This is a genomic window from Actinokineospora cianjurensis (genome assembly GCF_003663795.1).
GTDB lineage: Bacteria > Actinomycetota > Actinomycetes > Mycobacteriales > Pseudonocardiaceae > Actinokineospora > Actinokineospora terrae.
Genome location: NZ_RCDD01000001.1, coordinates 3,262,064 through 3,281,470, shown reverse-complemented (window position 1 = coordinate 3,281,470; position 19,407 = coordinate 3,262,064). Strand labels below are relative to the sequence as shown.

2 protein-coding genes are annotated in these 19,407 nt (G+C 73.3%); both read right to left on the bottom strand.

The window, feature by feature from the left end; genetic code table 11:
- Positions 1–7 precede the first annotated feature (7 nt).
- Positions 8–478 carry a response regulator transcription factor gene (locus CLV68_RS14645; protein ID WP_246009812.1) on the bottom strand — a complete coding sequence of 157 codons (471 nt, stop codon included), beginning with the start codon at positions 476–478 and terminating at the stop codon, positions 8–10.
- Positions 475–19,296 (bottom strand): CARDB domain-containing protein, encoded by an 18,822-nt coding sequence (locus CLV68_RS14640; RefSeq protein ID WP_170224310.1) that lies wholly within the window; start codon positions 19,294–19,296, stop codon positions 475–477. Before CLV68_RS14640 ends, CLV68_RS14645 begins: the two co-directional genes overlap by 4 nt.
- Positions 19,297–19,407 lie beyond the last annotated feature (111 nt).

The following is a 19,407-nucleotide window of genomic DNA, read 5'->3' as shown; positions in this document are numbered from 1 at the left end:
CTCGACATCACCGGCCCGGCGGTTCGCCGCCGCCGGTCAGCAGCGCGCCGATGCGGTCGACGAGGTCGCGCGGGCTGAACGGCTTGAAGATGTAGTCGCTCGCCCCGCTCGACCGGCCCGCCTCGACATCGGCCTCCTGGGTGTGCCCGGTCAGCAGGACGACCGGGGTGTCCCTGGTGGCGACCTCGGCGCGCAGCAGGGTGCACACCTGCAGGCCGGTCATGTCCGGCAGGGTCACGTCGAGCAGGAACAGCTGCGCGGCCGCGGCCTCGTCGAGTGCCTCGCGACCGGTGCTCACGGCGGTGACCTCGTACCCGGCCTGCACGAGCTTGAACTCGAGCAGGTCACGCAGGTCCGGGTCGTCCTCCGCGACGACGATCCGCGTCACGGCGTTGCCTCCTTCCGCCCGACCCGGCGCGCGGGCGGCCAGGTTGGCCGCGCCGAACGCCGTGGTCGGGATAGGGCCGGGGCAGCTCACGACCGCTTACCCCGCCGCAGCGAGTGGTAGACCATGCCGACACCGGCCACGGTCAGCAGCAGGCCGACGGTGAGCCACCGCAGCAGGGCGAAACCGGTGTAGCTGAGGTCCTGGTCCTCGGGGTCGGTCGGGTCCGGCTGCTGGCCGGAGGTGTCGGTGTCGGTGTCCGGTACCGGGGTGCCCGGGTCGTCGTCGGTGTCCGCCGCGCTGACCTCGGTGGACGCGGTGGCGGTGTCGTCGGTGTCCGCGGAGTCGATGACGTCCGCCGCGGTCAGGGTGGCGATGTTGACCAGCGAGCCGACCCGGTCGATGCGGGCGGCGACCCGCAGCGTGGGCTGCTCCCCCGGGGTGATCGCGTCCAGGCGCCACACGCCCGACGCCGGGTCGTAGGTGCCGGTGCTGGTCACCGCGGAGATCAGGGTGACCCCGGCAGGCAGCTCGTCGGTGACCGTCACCGCGGGCGCGGTGGACGGGCCCGCGTTGCTGAGCACGACGATCCAGTTGATCTCGTCGCCCACCGCGGCCGTCGTCTTGTCGGCGGTCTTGACCACCGAGAGCGCGGTGCGGCGCTGGACCGGTTCGCTGGACACGGCGTCATCGTCGGCGGTGTTGGCGTCCGCCGAGGACGAGGTGGCCAGCACCGAGTTGACCAGCGTGTCACCGGCCACCGCCGGGTCGATCGCGGCGGTGAGCCGGACCGTGGCGGTGGCGCCCGCGGCGAGGGTGCCGATGCCGCAGCTGACGACGCTGTCGGTGGCGGTGCAGGTGGCCCCGGTGGCCGAGACGTAGGTGGCACCGGTGGGCAGCGCGTCGGTGATGACCACGTCGGCCGCGGCGCTGGTGCCCGCGTTGGTCACCACCACCACCCAGGTCGCGTCGTCACCGGCGACGATCGGGCCGTCCACGGTCTTGCTGACCTGCAGGTCGACCTGGGCGTCGACGGTGCTGGTCGAGGACGCGAAGTTGTCGGTCGGGCTCTGCTCCGCGGTCGACGACACCACCGAGGCCGTGTTGACGATCGAGCCGGAGGTGGCGTTCGCCCGCACCTGGCCGGTGATCAGCACCGTCGCGGAGTCACCCGGCGCGAGGTCACCGAGGTCGCAGACCAGGCGGTTGGTGGTGAGCACGCAGCCCGCGGGCACCACGACGCCCTCGACGTTGGCGGGCAGCTGGTCGGTGAGCACGACCTCCCTGGCCGTGGAGCTGCCGTTGTTGGTGATGGTCAGCAGCCAGTTGATCGGGTCGCCCGGCGCGTACAGCGGTCGGTCCGGGGTCATGGCCAGGCCGAGGTCGGTGATCGCCGCCGCGGAGCCCGCGATGGACACCGTGTTGTCCGACGGGTCGGCCTCGGTGACGTCGGAGACCACGGTGGCGGTGTTGCTGATCGTGTTCGGCACGAAGCCGGGGTCGACGTCGACCACGATCGTCACCGTCACGTCGCCGTCGGGCCCGATGGAGCCCGGGGTGCAGGTCACGACCTGGCCGGTGATGGCGCAGGTGCCCGCGGTCGCGGTCGCCGACACCGGGGTGAGGCCGGGGCCGATCGGGTCGGTGATGACCACGTTGGTCGCGGTCGAGTACCCGAAGTTGATGACCTCGATGGTGTAGGTGGCCTGCTGGCCGGGGGTGACCGGGTCGGGGCTCAGCGACTTGTCGATGGACAGGTCGGCGATCTGGGCGACCTGGGTGACGGCCAGGCTGGTGTTGTTCGAGACGTCGGTGTCGGACACCGTGGTGGTCACCGACGCGGCGTTGTCCAGCTGCTGGTCGCTGAACTCCGGGTCGACCTGGGCGGTGATGGTGAGCGCCCGGTCGCCGCCCTGGGCGAGGGTGCCCAGCGCGCAGCGGTAGGTGCGGTCGGTGAGCACGCAGGCCGGGTCGGCGCTGACCGGGGTGACGCCCTTGGGCAGGGTGTCGACCACGACCACGTTGCGCGCGTCGGACGGGCCGTCCGCGTGCACCGCCAGCGTCCAGGTGATGTTCTGGCCCGCGGTGATCTGCGTCGGGCCGCCCTTGGTGATGGACACGTCGGTCTCGGTGGAGACCGCCTGGGTGACGATCACCGACTCGTTGCCCGGCACCGGGTCGTTCGTCGTGGACTCGACGATGCCGACCACGGTGGCGTCACCGGCGACGTCGGAGCTGAACACGCCGCGGACCTCGATCACGACCTCGGCGCCGGGCGCCAACGGGCCGAGCTCACAGGCGATGGTGGTGTCACAGGTGACCCCGTTGGGCGCGAGGATCACGATGTTCTCGAACTCACCGGGCAGACCCAGCGCCAGCCGGACGGCCACCGCGGTGGACGGACCGGCGTTGCGCGCCTTGGCGACCACGACCGCCGGGGCGCCCGCGGTCAGCGTGTCGGCGGTGAAGTCCAGCACCATCGACAGGTCGGCGTCCGCGGCGACCGGCTCGGACAGCGCCACGGTGTTGCCCGCGCCGTTCGGGTCGCTCGCGGCGGAGTCGACCGTGACGGTGCTGGTCAGCGGCGTGGTCTGCTCGGGCGCGACCGTGCCGGTCACCAGGACCTCGACCGAGGCACCGGGGGCCAGCGACGCGACGGTGCAGGTGACGGTGGTGTCGCAGGTGACGCCCGGCGGGGCGGTGACCACGACGTCGAGCAGGCCCGCGGGCACCGGGATGGTGATGGTCACCCCGGTGGCCACCGACGGTCCGGCGTTGGCCACGGTCGCGGTGATCGTCGCCGCGGAACCCGCCACGACCCGGTCCGGGCCGATGTCGGCGGTGACGGTCAGGTCGGCGACGGCGGTGACCGCGTTGGACACCGTGATGGTGTTGTCGGTCTCGTCGGCGTCGGCGGTGGCCGAGTCGGCGGTCGCGGTGATCTCGATCGGGCCGGTCGCGTCGGCGGCGAGCACCGACTGGACCACCACGGTCACCGCGGCGCCCGGGGCGAGCGTCCCGACGGTGCACAGCACCGTGGTGTCGCAGGTGACCCCGGCGGGCGCGGTGACCTGGACCTGCTGCAGGCCCGGCGGCAGCGGGATGGTGAAGGTGACGCCGGTCGCGGTGGACGGGCCGCCGTTGGTGACGGTCGCGGTGATCGTGACCGGCGAGCCCGCGACCGGCGGGCCGGAGGTGACCACCGCGGTGGCGACCAGGTCGGCGTTGGCGGTCACCGGCGCGGTGGCGGTGAAGGAGTTGTCGGTCGGCGTCGAGTCGGTGGCGGGCGAGGTCGCCGAGGCGCTCACCGTCAGGTCACCGGTCGCGGCCGGGTCGACCGTCCCGCGCAGCACGATCGAGACCTGGGCGCCGGGGGCGACGCTGGCGATCACGCACGTGCCCGCCGCGTCGCAGGTGACGCCCGGCGGGACCACGAAGTCCGCGCCGGTGAGCCCGGCGGGCACCGGGATCACGACGACCACGCCGGTCGCGGCGGACGGCCCGCTGTTGGCGACGGTGACGGTCGCCGACAGCGGCGAGCCCGCGGTCGGGGTGGCCGGGTCGAGCACGACGGTGGTGCGCAGGTCCGCGCTGACCACCAGCGGCGGCGTGATCGTCACCGTGCGGTCGGCCGGGTCCGGGCCCGGGGTCGGCGAGGACACGGTGGCGGTGAAGGTGGGCGGCGTCGTGGTGGTCGGGGTGACCCGGCCGGTGACCACGACGGTCAGAGTGGTACCCGGCGCCACGTCGCCGATGGTGCAGCTGACGCTGTTGTCACAGGTCACGCCAGGCGGCGCGGTGACCGTCACGCCGTCGACACCGGGCGGGATCGGCAGGGTGAAGCTCACCCCGGTGGCGGTGGACGGGCCGCCGTTGGCGATCACGGTCGTGGCGGTGAAGTTCTCCCCGGCGGTCAGCGTGCCCGGGGCGAAGGTGGTGTTGATCGACAGGTCGGCCGACGAGGTGACCCCGGCGTTGAGGGTCACCGTGCCGCTGCCGTCGGGGTCGGGGGTGGCCGAGCCCGCGGTGGCGGTGAAGGTCAGCGCGTTCGTACTGGCGTTCGGCGCGACGACGCCGTTGATCACCAGGTCGATGGTGGCGCCGGGCGCCAGGCTCGCCGCGGTGCAGCTGACGGTGTTGTCGCAGGTCACGCCAGTCGGGGCGGTGACGGTGACGTTCTGCACGCCAGCCGGGATCGGCAGGGTGAAGGTCACGCCGCTCGCGGTGGACGGACCGGTGTTGCTGATGGTCGCGGTGACCCGCACCGGCGACCCGGCGACCAGGGCGGTCGGGTCGAGCGCCGCGGTCACGCCGACGTTGGCCGACGCGGTCACCGTGGCGGTCGCCGACGCGCTGTTGTCCGCGGTCGACGGGTCGGGCGACGGCGAGGACGCCGCGGCGGTGAAGGTCAGCGACGAGCCGGTGAAGTCCGCGGCGACCGCGGCAACGACCACGATCTGCGCGGACGCGCCAGGCGCCAGCGGGTCGATGGTGCAGCTCACCGAGCGCGCCACGCAGCTCACGCCACCGGGCGCGGTGTACTGGACGTCGGTGACGGTGACCCCGGCCAGGTCCGGCAGGTCGACGGTGACCGGTCCGGAGGTGGACGGGCCGTTGTTGCGGATGGTCACGGTGTGCTTGACCGTCGTGCCCGCGGTGACCGAGGTCGAGTCGAGCGCGCTGGTGACCGCGAGGTTCGCCGCGACCGTCACCGCCGTGGTGGCGGTGGCCGAGTCGTTGCCCGGGGTCGGGTCGGCACTCGGCGAGTCCAGCGTGCCGGTGAAGGTCAGCCCCGGTCCGGTGTAGGTCGGGGCGATCGTGCCGGTGACCGCGATGGTGATCTCCGCGCCCGGGGCGAGGTCGCCCAGGGTGCAGACCGCGGTGCTGTCGCAGGTGACCCCGGCCGGGCCGGTGACCTGGACGCCGGTCAGCCCGGCCGGGATCGGCAGGGTGAACGTGGCGCCCGCGGCGGTCGACGGACCCGCGTTGCGCAGGGTCGCGGTGACCGCGATCGGGGTGCCCGCGACGGCGGTCGCGGGACCGGTCAGCGACACCAGCGCCAGGTCGGCGGCGACGGTGACCGGCAGGGTGATCGTGCTGGTGTTCCCGCTCGGCGCCGGGTCACCCGCGCCGGAGGACACGGCGCCGGTGAACGGCAGGTCGGAGCCGGTGAAGGTCGGCGACACCGTGCCGCGCACCGTGATCACCGTGTTCGCACCGGCGGCGAGGGAGCTGATCGTGCAGGACACGGCGGTGTCGCAGGTGACGCCCACCGGGGCGTTGACGACCACGTTGGTCAGGCCCGCGGGCACCGAGATGGTGACGGCGACACCGGTGGCGGTGGACGGGCCCGCGTTGCTGACCGTCGTGGTGATCGCGACCGGCGATCCGGCGGTGAGCGAGCTCTGGTCGGCGGTGACGACGACCCCGAGGTCGGCGGTGACCGCGACCGGGGACACCACCGTGGTGGAGTTGTCCGCCTGGTTCGAGTCCGGGGTGGAGCTGGTGGCGCCGGCGGTCAGGCTCACACTGCCGCCGGTGAAGCCCGCGTCCACCCGGCCCCGCACGACCACCACGACGTCGCTACCAGCGGCGAGCGGTCCGACGGTGCACGCGACGGTGGTGTCGCAGGTGACCCCGGCCGGGGCGACGACCTCGACGTCGACCACGCCCGCCGGGATCGGCAGGGTGAAGGTGACACCCGCGGCGACCGACGGTCCGGCGTTGCGGATGGTGGTCGTCGCGCTGAACGGCGAGCCCGCGGTCAACCCGACCGGGTCGACGACGGTCTGCACGGACAGCCCGGCCGAGGCGCCGGTCGCCGCGTCGTAGCCCGCGGTGTTGTTGCCGGGCGAGGCGTCCGGCGTCGGCGAGGACGCGGTGGCGCTGAACGGCAGGGTGCTCCCGGTGAAGGCCGGGTCGACGGTGCCGCGGATGGTGATCACGGTGGTGGCGCCGGGGGCGACCGTGGCCGCGGTGCAGACCACGGCGGTGGTGCAGGTGACGCCCGCGGGGGCGACGACCTCGACGTTGCCGACACCGGCGGGCAGCGGCACGGCGAAGGTGACGCCGGTCGCGGTCGACGGGCCCACGTTGCGCAGGGTCGCGGTCGCGGTGAACGCGGACCCGGCGGTGAGCGTGCCCGGGTCGACCGACAGCTGCGCGGACAGGTCGGCGTTGACGGCGACCGGGCGGGTCGTGCTGCTGCTGTTGCCCGTCGGGTCCGGGTCCGGTGTCGGCGACGACACCGCGGTGTCGAAGGTCAGCGACCCGCCGGTGAAGTCCGGCGCGACCCGGCCGGTCACGGTGATCACGAGCTGCTCGCCCGCGTCGACCGAGCCGACGGTGCAGGTGACCGAGGTGTCGCAGGTGACCCCGGCGGGGGCGGTCACCAGGACGTCGATCAGACCCGCGGGCACCGGGAAGGTGTAGGTGGTCCCGACCGCGGCCGACGGGCCTGCGTTGCGGATGGTGGTGGTGATCGTGACCGGCGAGCCCGCGGTCAACCCGCCTGCCGGGTCGACGGTGGTGGACGCGCTCAGGTCGGCGGAGGCGTTGACCTGGACCGGCACCGTGGTGCTGTTGTCGGCCGTGTCCTGGTCGGCGGTCGGCGAGGCGACCGAGCCGGTGAACACCAGCCCGGTGCCCGCGAAGTCCTGCGCGACCCTGGCCCGGACGAGGACGTCGACCTGGGTGTTCGGCGCGAGGGACCCGACGGTGCAGGCGACCGTCGTGTCGCAGGTGACGCCCGCGGGGGCGACGACCTCGACGTCGACCACCCCGGCCGGGATCGGCAGGGTCAGCGTGACGCCGGTGGCGACCGACGGGCCGTCGTTGCGGGCGCTGACGGTCGTGGTGAACGCCTCGCCGGAGACCAGGCTGAGCGGGTTCGGGGTGACCGTGACCCTCAGATCGGCGGTCACGCCGACGGTGCCGGTGACCGTGGTCGAGTTGTCGGCCGGGTTCGGGTCGGCGGTGGTGGCCGTGGCGCTCGGGGTGAACGCCAGCGACGGGCCGGTGAAGGCCGGGTCGACGGTGCCGCGCACCTCGACCCGCACGTCGGTGCCGGGGGCGACCGAGCCGATGGTGCACTTCACCGAGGTGTCGCAGGAGACACCCGCCGGGGCGAGCACCTCGACGCCGGTGACACCCGCCGGGATGGGCAGGGTGAAGGTGGCGCCGGTCGCGGTGGACGGGCCGCTGTTGGAGATCGTGGTCACCGAGGTGAACGGCGACCCGGCGACCAGGGCGGTCGGGTCCAGCGTGGAGACGACCGACAGGTTGGCGGAGCTGGCGACCGCGGTGGTCGCGGTCGCGGTGTTGTTCGCGGCCGACGGGTCGTTCGCGGCGGTCGCGGTCGTGGCGGTCAGCGTGAGGTCGGGCGCGCTGAAGTCGGGGGCGATCCGGCCGCGCACCGTGATCTCCACGGACGCGCCCGGCGCGAGGTCCCCGTAGGTGCAGGAGACGCCGGTGGTGCAGCTGACCCCGGCCGGGGCGAGCACCTCGACGTCGACGATCCCGGCGGGCAGCGGCAGCGACAGCGTGGTGCCCGCCGCGGTGGACGGACCCGCGTTGCGCACCGTCACCTTGGCGGCGACAGGGGAACCGGCGACCACCGCACCGGGCTCGTAGGCGAGCGTGACGCCGAGGTCGGCCGCGGTGCCCACGGTGCCGGTCACGCTGAACGCGTTGTCGGCGGTGTTCGGGTCGGTCACCGCGGAGGTCGCGGAGCCGGTGAAGGTCAACGGGCTGGTGACGGTCGGGGCGACGGTGCCGCGGACGACCACGGTCACGGTGCCGCCCGCCGGAACGGTCCCGACGGTGCAGGCGACCGCGGTGTCACAGGTGACCCCGGCGGGCGCGTCCACGGTGACGCCGGTGAGGCCCGCGGGCACCGGGACGGTGAAGCTGACGCCGGTCGCGGCGGACGGGCCGTTGTTGGTCAGCGTGGTGGTGACCGCGACGGCGGTGCCCGCGGTGATCGGGTCCGGGTTGACCTCAGCGGTGAACGCCAGGTCCGCCGAGGTGGCGGTCGTGCCGGTGTCGGTGGACGAGTTGTTGCCCGGCGTCGGGTCGGGCGTCTGGGCGGTGGCCGTCGCGGTGGCGGTGATCGGCGCGGTCACGTCCTGCGCGACGGTGCCGCGCAGCACGACCCGCACGGAGGCGTTGGGCGCCAGCGTGCCGAGGGTGCAGAACACGCCGCTGTCGCAGTTCACCCCGGCTGGCGCGGTGACGCTGACGGTGATCACGCCCGCGGGCACCGGGATGGCCAGGGTGGCGCCGACCGCGGTGGACGGGCCGCGGTTGACCACGTCGGCGACGATCTCGATCGGGCTGCCCGCGACCGGGTTGGCCTGGGTGATGTCGAGCAGGGCGTCGAGGTCGGCCGACGCGGCGACCGGCCTGGTCACCGAGGCGGCCCCGTCACCGGGGGTCGGGTCCGGTGTGGTCGAACCCGAGGTGGCGGTCAGCGTGATCGCGTTGCCCGGGTACGCCGGGTCGAGCACGCCGGTGACGGTGATGACGACGTCGGCGCCCGGCTCGATCGAGCCGATGGTGCAGGCCACCGAGGTGTCGCAGGTGACGCCGACCGGGGCGTTGACCACGACGTTCGTCAGGCCCGCGGGCACCGGGATCGCCAGGGTGACGCCCGCGGCGGTGGACGGGCCCGCGTTGCTGACCCGCGCGGTGGCGGTGACCGGGGTACCCGGGGTCACCGTGGCCGGGTCGACGGCGAGCGCCACGGAGACGCCCGCGTTCGCGCCGACCGGCGTGGTCGTGGTGGCGGTGTTGTTGGCGGGCGTCGGGTCGGCGCTGGTGGTGGCCGCCGATCCGGTCAGGGTGATGTCCTGGCCGGTGAACCCGGGGGCGACCCTGGCCCGCACGGTGATCACGGACTCGGTGCCGGGGGCGAGGGTGCCGACCGTGCAGGCGACGCTCTCGTCACAGGTCACGCCCGCGGGCGCGGTGACCTCGACGGCGACAAGACCGCTGGGCACCGGGAGGGTGAAGGTGGTGCCGGTCGCGGTGGACGGGCCCTCGTTGCGCACGGTCGCGGTGACGGTCACCGGCGACCCGGCGACCAGCGGCTGCGGGTCGACGACGAGCGCGACGCGCACGTCCCCGGCGACGCCGACACCGGTGGTGGCGGTGCTGCTGTTGTCGGCGGGCGACGGGTCGCTCACCGGGGAGTTGACCGTCGAGGTGACGGTGATGTCCGGGGCGGTGACGTCCGCCTTGACCCGGCCGCGCACGGTGACCACCAGGTCCTGGCCCGGCGCCACACTCGCGGCGGTGCACCGGACGGAGTTGTCGCAGGTGACCCCGGCGGGGGCCTCGACGGTGATGTCCTCCAGCCCGGCGGGCACCGGCAGGGTGAACACGACACCCGTGGCCGTGGACGGCCCACCGTTGCGGATCGTCGAGGTCAGGGTGACCGGCGAGCCCGCGGTGAGCGGGCTGGGGGCGACCGCGGTGACGACCGACAGGTCGGCCGACGACGAGGTCGACGAGGTCGCGGTGGCGGAGTCGTTGGTCGGGTTGTTGTCGGGGCTGGACGCGTCGACCGAGGCGGTCAGCGCCAGCGTGCCGCCGGTGAAGTCGGGGGCGAGCACACCGCGCACGATCACGGTGATCTCGGTACCGGGCAGCATGGTGCCCGCGGCGCAGGCGACGGTCGGGTCGCAGGTGACGCCCGGGGGCGCGGTGACCTGCACGTCGCGCAGTTCGGCCGGGATCGGCAGCGTGAAGGTCACGTCGGTCGCGGTGGACGGGCCGTTCGCCCGCACGGTCGCGGTGACCGTCACCGGGGATCCGGCGACCGGGGCGGCCGGGTCGATGGTGGCGGTGACGCCGAGGTCGGCGGAGACCTCGGACTGGGAGACGGTGGTGGTCGTGTTGTCGCCCGGGTTGGGGTCGCCGGCGTCGGAGGACACCGACGCCGACACGGTCAGCGTGTTCTCGGTGTAGGTGGGCGATACCTGGCCGCGGATGACGATCTGGATGTCGCCGACCGGCAGGGTCCCCACGGCGCAGGCCACGGTGGTGTCGCAGGTGACGCCGGGGGGCGCCTCCACGGTGACGTTCTCGAGCCCGACCGGCACCGGGAGGGTGAAGGTGGTGCCCGCCGCGACCGACGGACCGGCGTTGGTGATCGTCGCGGTGAGGGCCACCGGGCCGCCCGCCACGATCGGCGTCGGGGTCACCGCGACGACGATCCGCAGGTCGGCGGTGGGGCTGACCGGCGTGCTCGCGGTGGCGGTGTTGTCACCGGGGTTCGGGTCCTCCACCGGGCTGGCGACGGTCGCCTCGGCGTCGACCAGCGGCGCCGAGAAGTCCGCGGGAACGGTGGCGCGCAGGGTGAGCTGCGCGCTGCCCTCCTTGCCCGGGGTGAGCGCGGGGATGACGCACCGCAGGGCGGCGCTGTCGCAGGTGACCCCGGGCGGCCCGGTGAGGGTCGCGCCGGTGGTGCCCGCCGGGGCGACCGCGGTGACCACGATGTCGCGGGCGGTCGACGGACCGGCGTTGATCGCCGTCACCGTCCAGGTCGCCTGCTGGCCGGGGGTGACCGTCGGGGTGTCGGAGACGACCTCGACGAAGATGTCGGCGCGCGGCCGCACCGTGCTCGAGGCGCTGTCGCTGCGGCCGTCCGGCTGGGCGTTGGTCGGTTCGGCGACGACCGACTCCAGGACCACGCCGCTGGTCAGCTGCGCGGCGGTGATGTCCGGGACGAGCATGCCGTAGACCGTGACGGTCGCGGTGTTGCCCGCGCCGACGGTGCCCAGGTCGCAGCGGACGGTCTGGTCGACGACCGTGCAGGTGCCGCCGGAGGCGATCGCGGTGATCTCACCGACGCCCGCGGGCAGGGTGTGCACGACGGTCACCGGGGCGTCGGACGGCCCGGAGTTGACCACCTTCAGGTCCCAGGTCGCGGTGTCGCCGGGGACGACCTCGGCGGGCGCGGTCAGGTCGACCGACAGGTCGGCCACCCGGACGACCGCGGCCTCGGCGCTGGCCGAGTTGTTGCTCTGGTCGGGGTCGTTGGTCGAGCCCTGCACCGAGATGGACTTGACGATGTTGCCGTCGGCGAACGACGAGGCGACCAGGACCGGGATCCGCACGATCACGGCGGTGGTCGGGTCGATCCGGCCCAGGTCGCAGACCACGCTGCGGCCGATCATCGAGCAGGTGCCCTGGGTCGAGGTGATCGGCCCGCCGATGTCTGTGCCGTCGGGCAGCGGCGAGAAGGTCACCACGCCCTGGGTGCTGGACGGGCCCTGGCTGCTGATGGTGGCGGTGTAGAGCAGCGTGGTGCCCGGCGCGACCGGGTTCGGGTCGACCGAGAGCCCGGTCGCCAGGTCGGCCGAGGTGGTGACCGCGACGGTGGACGCGGCCGAGTTGTCCCGGCCGTCCGAGTCGGGGATCGGCGACGAGACGGTGATCCGGGACTCCAGCGTGGAGCCCGCGTAGTTCGGGTCGACCGTGCCGGTGAACCGGACCACGACCGAGGCGCCCGGCGCGATGTCGCCGAGCGAGCACGCGGTGAGGTTCTGGCAGGACGGCCGGTCGCTGGTCAGGCCGAGCAGGCCCGCGGGCAGGACACCGTCGAGGGCGACCGCGTCCGCGGTGGACGGGCCGTCGTTGGTGACGGTGACGGTGTAGGTCAGCGGCCTGCCCGCGACCACGGTGCCGGGCACCGCGACCCCGATGGACAGGTCGGCCGACTCGGTCGCCGACGCGGTGACCGACCCGGAGTTGTCCGAGCCGTCCACCTCCGGCGTCGGGCTCGACACCGAGGCGGTGTTGGAGACCGTGTCACCCGCGCCGTCGGCCAGCACACCGCGCACGGTCACCGTGATCGGCGGCGCGCCCGCGGCGACGGTGCCCAGGGCGCAGGCGAGGTCCTGCCCGGTCAGCGTGCAGGTGCCTACCGGGGTCTGGACGGTGAGCTGGCCGACGGTGGCGGGCACCGTGTCGGCGAGGGTGACCGACTGGGCGTCGGACGGGCCGCCGTTGCTCACCTCGATGGCGAACACGATCGGCGCGCCCTGCACCGGGATGCCGCTGGTGACCGCCTTGGCGACGTGCAGGTTCGCCTGCGGGGTGACCGGCGAGCTCGTGCTGGTCGAGTTGTTGGCCGAGTCGGGGTCGGGGGTGCTCGACGCGGACGAGCCGGAGGCGGTGATGGTCGGCGCGGTGACGTTCGAGGCGAGCAGCCCGGACAGGGTCACCAGCACGGTGACACCGGGGGCGATGGCGCCGACCGGGCAGCTGATGTCGCGGCCGGTCACCGTGCAGGTGCCCGCCTGGGTGGTCGCGGTGATCGCGCTGACGCCCTGGGGGAGGGTGGCGGTGAGCGTGACGCCGTCCGCGGTCGACGGGCCGAGGTTGCGCGAGCTGAGCACCCAGGTCAGCCGGGTGCCTGGCACGGCACCGGTCGGGGCGGTGAGGGTGGTGACGAGGTCCGCGGCCCGGCTGGCCGAGGAGACGGCGTCGGCGACGTTGTTGGACAGGCTCGGGTCGGGGGTCTGCGCGATGGCCTCCGCGCCGACGGTGAGCGGGCCGGAGTAGGCGGCATCGATGGTGCCGGTGAGCGTGACGTCGATGGTCTGCCCGGCGGTGACGATGCCGATCGGACAGGTCGCGATGGCGCCCGCGACGGTGCACACCCCGGACGGCCAGCGGACGGACGCGTTGTTGAGGTACGCGGGGATCGCGACCGTGACGGTGGTGCCGACCGCGTCGGAGGGGCCCGCGTCGCTGACCCGCACGGTCCAGGTTGCCGGCTGGCCCGCGACGGTGTTGGCGGGCTGGACGACCACGACGGCGACGTCGGCCTGCGGGTTCGGCGTGCTGACCGCGGTCGCGGTGTTGTCGCGCGTGTCGGGGTCGGCGGTGCCGCCGCTGATCGTGCCGGTGTTGCGCAGCGATGCCTCGCTGAACCCGGCGGCGAGCGTGCCGGAGACGGTGACCGAGGCCGACCCGCCGACCGGGACGTCGCCGATCGGGCAGCTGAAGCGCTGGCCGGTGAGCGCGCACCCGGCCTGCGGGCGCGGGGTGACCCCGGCGGGCAGTTCGTCGTTGACGACGACGCCGCGTGAAGTGGACGGGCCGCTGTTGGTGACGGTGAACGTCCAGTTCACCTGCGAACCCGGCACGACCGGCTCGGGCTGCGCGACCACCGAGAGGGCCACGTCGGCACTGCTGGTGGTGTCGGAGACCGCGGACGAGGTGTTGTCGCTGGGGTCGGGGTCGCTGGAGGTGCTGGACACGGTGACGGTGTTCGTGACACCGGTGCCGGTGTAGTCGGGGGCGAGCGTGCCGGTGACGGTGACCGTGGCGGTCGCCCCCGAGGCGAGCACACCGATGGCGCAGACCGCGGCCCCGCTGCCGTTGATCGAGCAGGTGCCGAGGGTGGACGCCACCGCGCTGTAGGTGACACCGGCCGGGGCCGGGTCGGTGGTGGTGACGCCGTAGGCCGAGGACGGGCCGTCGTTGCGGACGACCGCCTGCCAGGTGAGCTTGCCGCCCGCGACAGGGGCACCGGAGGTGAGCACCTGGACGACGGAGACGTCCGCGACAGCACCAACGGTGGCGGTAGCGGTAGCGGCGTTGTCGGACGGGTGCGAGTCGGCCACCGCGGCCGCCGCGGTGACGGTGTTGGACACGGTGGACCCGGCGGGGGCGCCGCTGGACAGGTTCACCGTGATGTCGGCGGACACCGAGGCGCCGACGGCGAGCGACGGCCAGGTGCACCGCACCGCGCCGGTGTCGAACACGCAGCTCCCGCCGCCCGCGGCGGTGGCGCTGACGAACGTGGTGCCCGCGGGCAGCGGGTCGGTGAGCACGACCTGCGGGGCGACCGACGGGCCGAGGTTGGTGGTGCTGACTCGGTAGGTCGCGGGGGTGCCCGCGACCAGCGGCCCGGAGGTCAACGAGATGGCCGAGCGCAGGTCGGCGTTGGCGCTGACCGACTGGATGGCCGAGCTGGAGTTGTTGATGGTGATGGAGTCCGAGGTGGCCGCGCTGACCGTCGCGGTGTTGACCACGGTCGGCGACGCGTAGTCGGCGGCGAGGCGGACGGTGAGCGCGACGGTCTTGATCGCGCCCTGGGCCAGGTCACCGATCGCGCACCGGACCTCGGTGCCGACCAGGGTGCAGCTCGGGTCGGCCGAGATGAAGCTCAGCCCGGTGGGCAGCGGGTCGGAGATGACCACCGACCTGGCGACCGACGGGCCGTTGTTGGCGACGGTGATGGTGTAGCTGGTGTCGCGGCCCGCCTCGGCGTTGCCCGAGGTCGCGTTGGTGGTGATGGCCAGGTCGGCGTCGGCGCTGACCGTGGCCGCCAGCGAGATCGTCCGGTTGGCCGGGGTCGGGTCCGGGGTCGGCGAACCGACCGCGGCGGTGTCGGTCAGCACGGTGCCCGCCGGGGTGTCCGCGGGGACGAGTGCGTTGAGCACCACGACCCGGGAGCTGCCGGGCGGGATCGTGCCGAACGAGCAGTTCACGCCGGTGTTGTCGGGGGTCGGGGTGCAGGTGCCGCCCTGGACGGCCACACCGCCGGGCAGCAGGACCATCCCGGTGGGCAGCGTGTCGGACAGCACCACGGCGGTGGCGACCGACGGACCGGTGTTGGACACGGTCAGGGTGTAGGTCTGCGCGGTGCCCGCGCGGACCGGGTTCTGCGACATCGTGCCGGTCAGCACCAGGTCGGCGCTCTGCACGACGGGCGTGGTGAGGATGTCGAGCTGGTCCTCGCCACCGGGGCTCGGGCTGACGGTGACGACCTGGGCCCTGGTCTCCACGGACCCGGTCGCGGTCGGCGACACGTCCACGGTCACCGACAGGGCGTCGCTGGTGCCGGACGGGAGCCGGTCGAGCACGCAGGTGACGATCTGACCGGCGACCGCGCAGGTGCCCAGGGTGCTGACCGCGGACACGACCGTCAGCTCGGTGGGCACCGTGTAGGTGACCGTGACGGTCGTCGCGTCGGACGGGCCGGTGTTGGCGGCGACGATGCCGTAGGTGGCGCGGGCACCGGCGACGAGCGGCGAGGGGTTGACCGACTGGTCGATGGTCAGGCGGGAGAACGCGGTGACCGCGGTGGCCGCGGTGACGGAGTTGTTCAGCGGCACCGGGTCCGGGCTGGAGGTGCTGATGGTCGCGGAGAAGCTGCGCGGGCCCGGCGGGCTCGACGCGGCGATCCGGCCGGACACGGTGCCGTTGAGCACCCGACCGGCGGTCACGGTGCCGACCGCGCAGTTCACCCGGCCGCCGGTGACCGGGCAGCTGACCCCGTCCAGGACGACGACCAGGTCGAGGACACCGGCCGGGAGGTCGGCGACGACAGCGACGTCACGGGCGTCGGACGGGCCGACGTTGCCGACGCTGAACGTGCGGGTGAACGCCTCACCGGCGACGAAGGTGCCGGGGGCCTGCACGTTGGCGATGCGCACGTCGGCCTCGGCGCGGACCGACACCAGCGTGGTGGTGGTGTTGTTGGACTGGGTCGGGTCCGGGGTGGTCGAGGCGACGGTGGCGGTGGCGCCCGTCGAGCCGAGCGCCTGTCCCGAGGGGACGGACACGTCGACGGTGACCGAGGCGGCCGCGGCCGCGGCGAGGTTGCCGAAGTTGCAGACCACCCGACCGGCCTGGATCTGGCAGGTGCCGGTGGTCGGCGTGATGGTGCCGATGGTGAAGCCCGCCGGGAGGGCCTGGCTGGAGGTGACGGCCTGGGCGACCGACGGGCCCTCGTTGGTGACGGTCATGGTGTAGCGGGTGCCGGTGCCCGCGACGACCGACGGCGCGGCGACGACCTGGGTGACGGCGAGGTCGGCCTGCGCGGTGACCGTCGAGACGTGCGTCGCGGTGTTGTCGGCGGGGTTCGGGTCGGTGCTGGTCGAGGTGACCGTCGCGGTGTTGGTGAAGCCCGCGGGCGGCACGATGCCCGGGGTGTCCGCGGTGATGGTGATCGCGGCGGTTCCGTCGACGGCCAGCGTGCCGACCTGGCAGGTGATCGTCCGCAGGACGATGGTGCAGGCGCCCTGGGTGGCCTGGTCACCGGTGGCGGTCAGCCCGAGGGGCAGCGTGTCGGTGACCACGACGTTGTCGGCGACCGAGGGGCCGTGGTTGGACACGGCCAGGTTGTAGGTCAGCGGCCCGCCCGCCACGACCGGCTGCGGGACCGCGGTCTTGGTGATGGTGAGGTCGCTGACCCGGCCGACGACGGTGGCCACGCTGGCCGAGTCGTTGGCGGTGAACTCCTGCGGGGTGCTGGTCGTCGCGGTCGCGGCGTTGGTCAGTTCCCCGGCCGGGCGGTCGGGTGCGATGGCCACGCGCAGGCTGACCGTGACCGAGCCGCCCGCGGGCACGACACCGATCTGGCAGGTGACGGTGGACCCGGTGGTGCAGGTGCCGGACTGCGGGCTGGCGCTGACCACGGAGACCCCGGTCTGGATCGGGTCGTTGACCACCACGTTGCGCGCGTCGGACGGCCCGTCGTTGGTGACGGTGATCGTGTAGTTGGTCCTGGTGCCCGCGACCGGGTTCGGGGTGGACGCGGTCTTGGTCACCCGCAGGTCGGCCAGCGGCGCGGTGGGCTGCGTCGCGGTCGAGGAGTTGTTGCCGTTGGCCGGGTCCGGTGTGCTGGCCGAGGCCGACGAGGTGATCGACAGCGTCGGGGCGGCGAAGCCGGGGTCGACGGCGAGCACGACGTCGGCGGTGAAGCTCGCGCCGGGGGCGAGGGTGCCGACGACGCAGGTGAGGGTGCCCGCGCTGACGGTGCAGCCGTCGGTGGCCCACACCACGGTGGTGCCGTCCGGCAGCGGGATGCTGATCACGACATCGCGGGCGGTCGACGGACCGGCGTTGGTGACCGTGGTGGTCAGCACGGTCTGCTCGGTGCCTGGCACGACCGGGCCGTTGAGCGAGCTGGTGACCTGCAGGTCGGCGGACTGGGTGACGGTCACCGGGACGGTCGCGGTGTTGTTGACCGAGACGTCGTCGGCGGTGGTACCGGCGACCCGGACCGAGTTGATCACCACTCCCCCGGCGGTGTCGGCGTTGACCCTGGCCACGACCGGGATCGCGACGGTGGCGCCGTTGGCGACCGTGCCGAGGGAACAGGTGACCGTCTGCCCGGACGGCGAACACGTCACGCCCGCGGGCGGGGCGGTGGAGACGTAGGTGGTGCCGGTGGGCAGCGTGTCGGTGAGGGTGACACCGGTGCCGGGGTTGGGACCGTTGTTGATCGCGGAGATCGTGTAGGTGACCGTCTGGCCCGCGTTCTGCGTGGGCGAGGCCACCGTCTTGGCTGCGGCGAGATCGGCGAGCGCGGTCACCGTCGTGTTCACGGCGTTGCCGGAGAACGAGTAGTTGCGGTTGAGCGTGCGGGCCTTGTAATCGAGGATCGGGGTGTTGACGATCGTGGAGCCCGCGGCGGCACGGGTGACCGTGGCGCGGAACCGGGTGGCGACAGATCCGCCGGGCGCGATGGTGCCGCCCGTGGTCGCGTTGGCCCCGGTACCCACCCGGTAGCGGACAGTTCTGTCCCCTGCTGTGTAGTCGGCCGTGTCGTCACCGGTCGCGTCCGTCTTGGTCCCGGTGGCGCCACCGGGATCGGTCTCGACGACGAGGCTGCCGGGGACGAACGTCAGACCCGTGGGGAGCGGGTCGCGCACGACGGCGGTGTCGGCGAAGTCGCCGCCGGTGTTGGCGAAGGTAAGCCGGTACTCCAGCGTGTCACCCGGCTGGGCCGGGTTGTTGCCGTTGAGGTTGGTCACGGTCTTGCTCACCGCGTTGAACGACGGGGTGAACAGGTCGATCTGGCTGGTGACCACGCCGGGGTAGTACGAGTCGCCGCTGGAGGTCAGGTTGATGGTGGCCGACGTGCTGCCGTTGCTGAGCACGTTGGTGGTGGCGATGCGACCGATGTCGATGCCGAAGTTGTTCAGGTTCGCGGGGTTGCGGCCGATCTGGTCGACACCGGCGTCGCTGATGCGCGAGTCGAAGAAGTTCGCCGCGGGACGGGTCGCGTCGCTGAGGGTGGTGCCCGCCAGGCGCAGCGCGTCACCGGTGGTGCCGTAGTCGCCCTCCCAGGCCACTACGCCGACCGAGGCGTTGACGTTGCCCGTCGTCGGCGTGAGGAAGCCGGTGACCGGGATGTCGACGCTGTTGTTGCCGGTGGCGGAGGTGATGTCCGCGAAGCCCTCGAACACCCGCAGGTTGCGCAGCGGCAGCGACGGGTTGCGGTAGGAGACGATCAGCGACCAGCCCGCGTAGCGGTCCTGACCGGTGGCGGCGCCGATGTCCGCGCCCATGTAGAGGCCGTTGCCCCCGGCCTTGACGATGTCGGTGACGTCGACCGACGCCTGGAAGGGGCCACCGTCGCTGGTGACGAGCGCGCTGGGCTGGATCAGGTTGGTCGCGGTGAGGGTGGTGTAAGAGGTGGCGGCGGGAGCGCGGAACTTGATGGTGTTGACGGCCTTGGTCGGCGCGACGCCGTTGACCCCAGCGACGGTGCGCCCACCCCAGATCAGGCGCGCGTTGAGGACGGTGGACCCGGCGGGCATCGCCAGCGTGGCGGTCGAGGAGTTCGAAGTGGACAGATCGAGGTCCACGTCGACGAACGCCATGTTGTAGACGTTGTTGTTGTTGGACGTGCCGGTGGCGGTGCCCGCCCGCGCGGAGGTGCAGCCGGAGGACAGCGTCGGGCAGTCCATGTTGCTCGCGCCGATGAGCGTGATGGCGCCGTTGTCCTCAGTGGAGTACACCGCGTCGAACGGGGCCCGCACGATCGCTTGCGCGGGCGTGGGCGCGACGACGGGAAGTAGCGTCGCCAGCAAGGCCGCGGTCAAGCTGAACACACCCGCTCGGGTGCGCCGCTGGACCCCGGTTCGATACACCGCGCCCATGGCAAATCCTTTGGCGTCGCAGAGGAAAACTGAGATCACCTTATGCGGAGAAACAGAAGTTGGCATGCGCCCTACCCAATCGGGTGGGGATAGCCGAAATTCATCACCCAG

Coding starts and splice junctions, on each gene's coding strand:
- CLV68_RS14640 (WP_170224310.1), bottom strand. CDS start 19,296: ATGGGCGCGGTGTATCGAACCGGGGTCCAGCGGCGCACCCGAGCGGGT.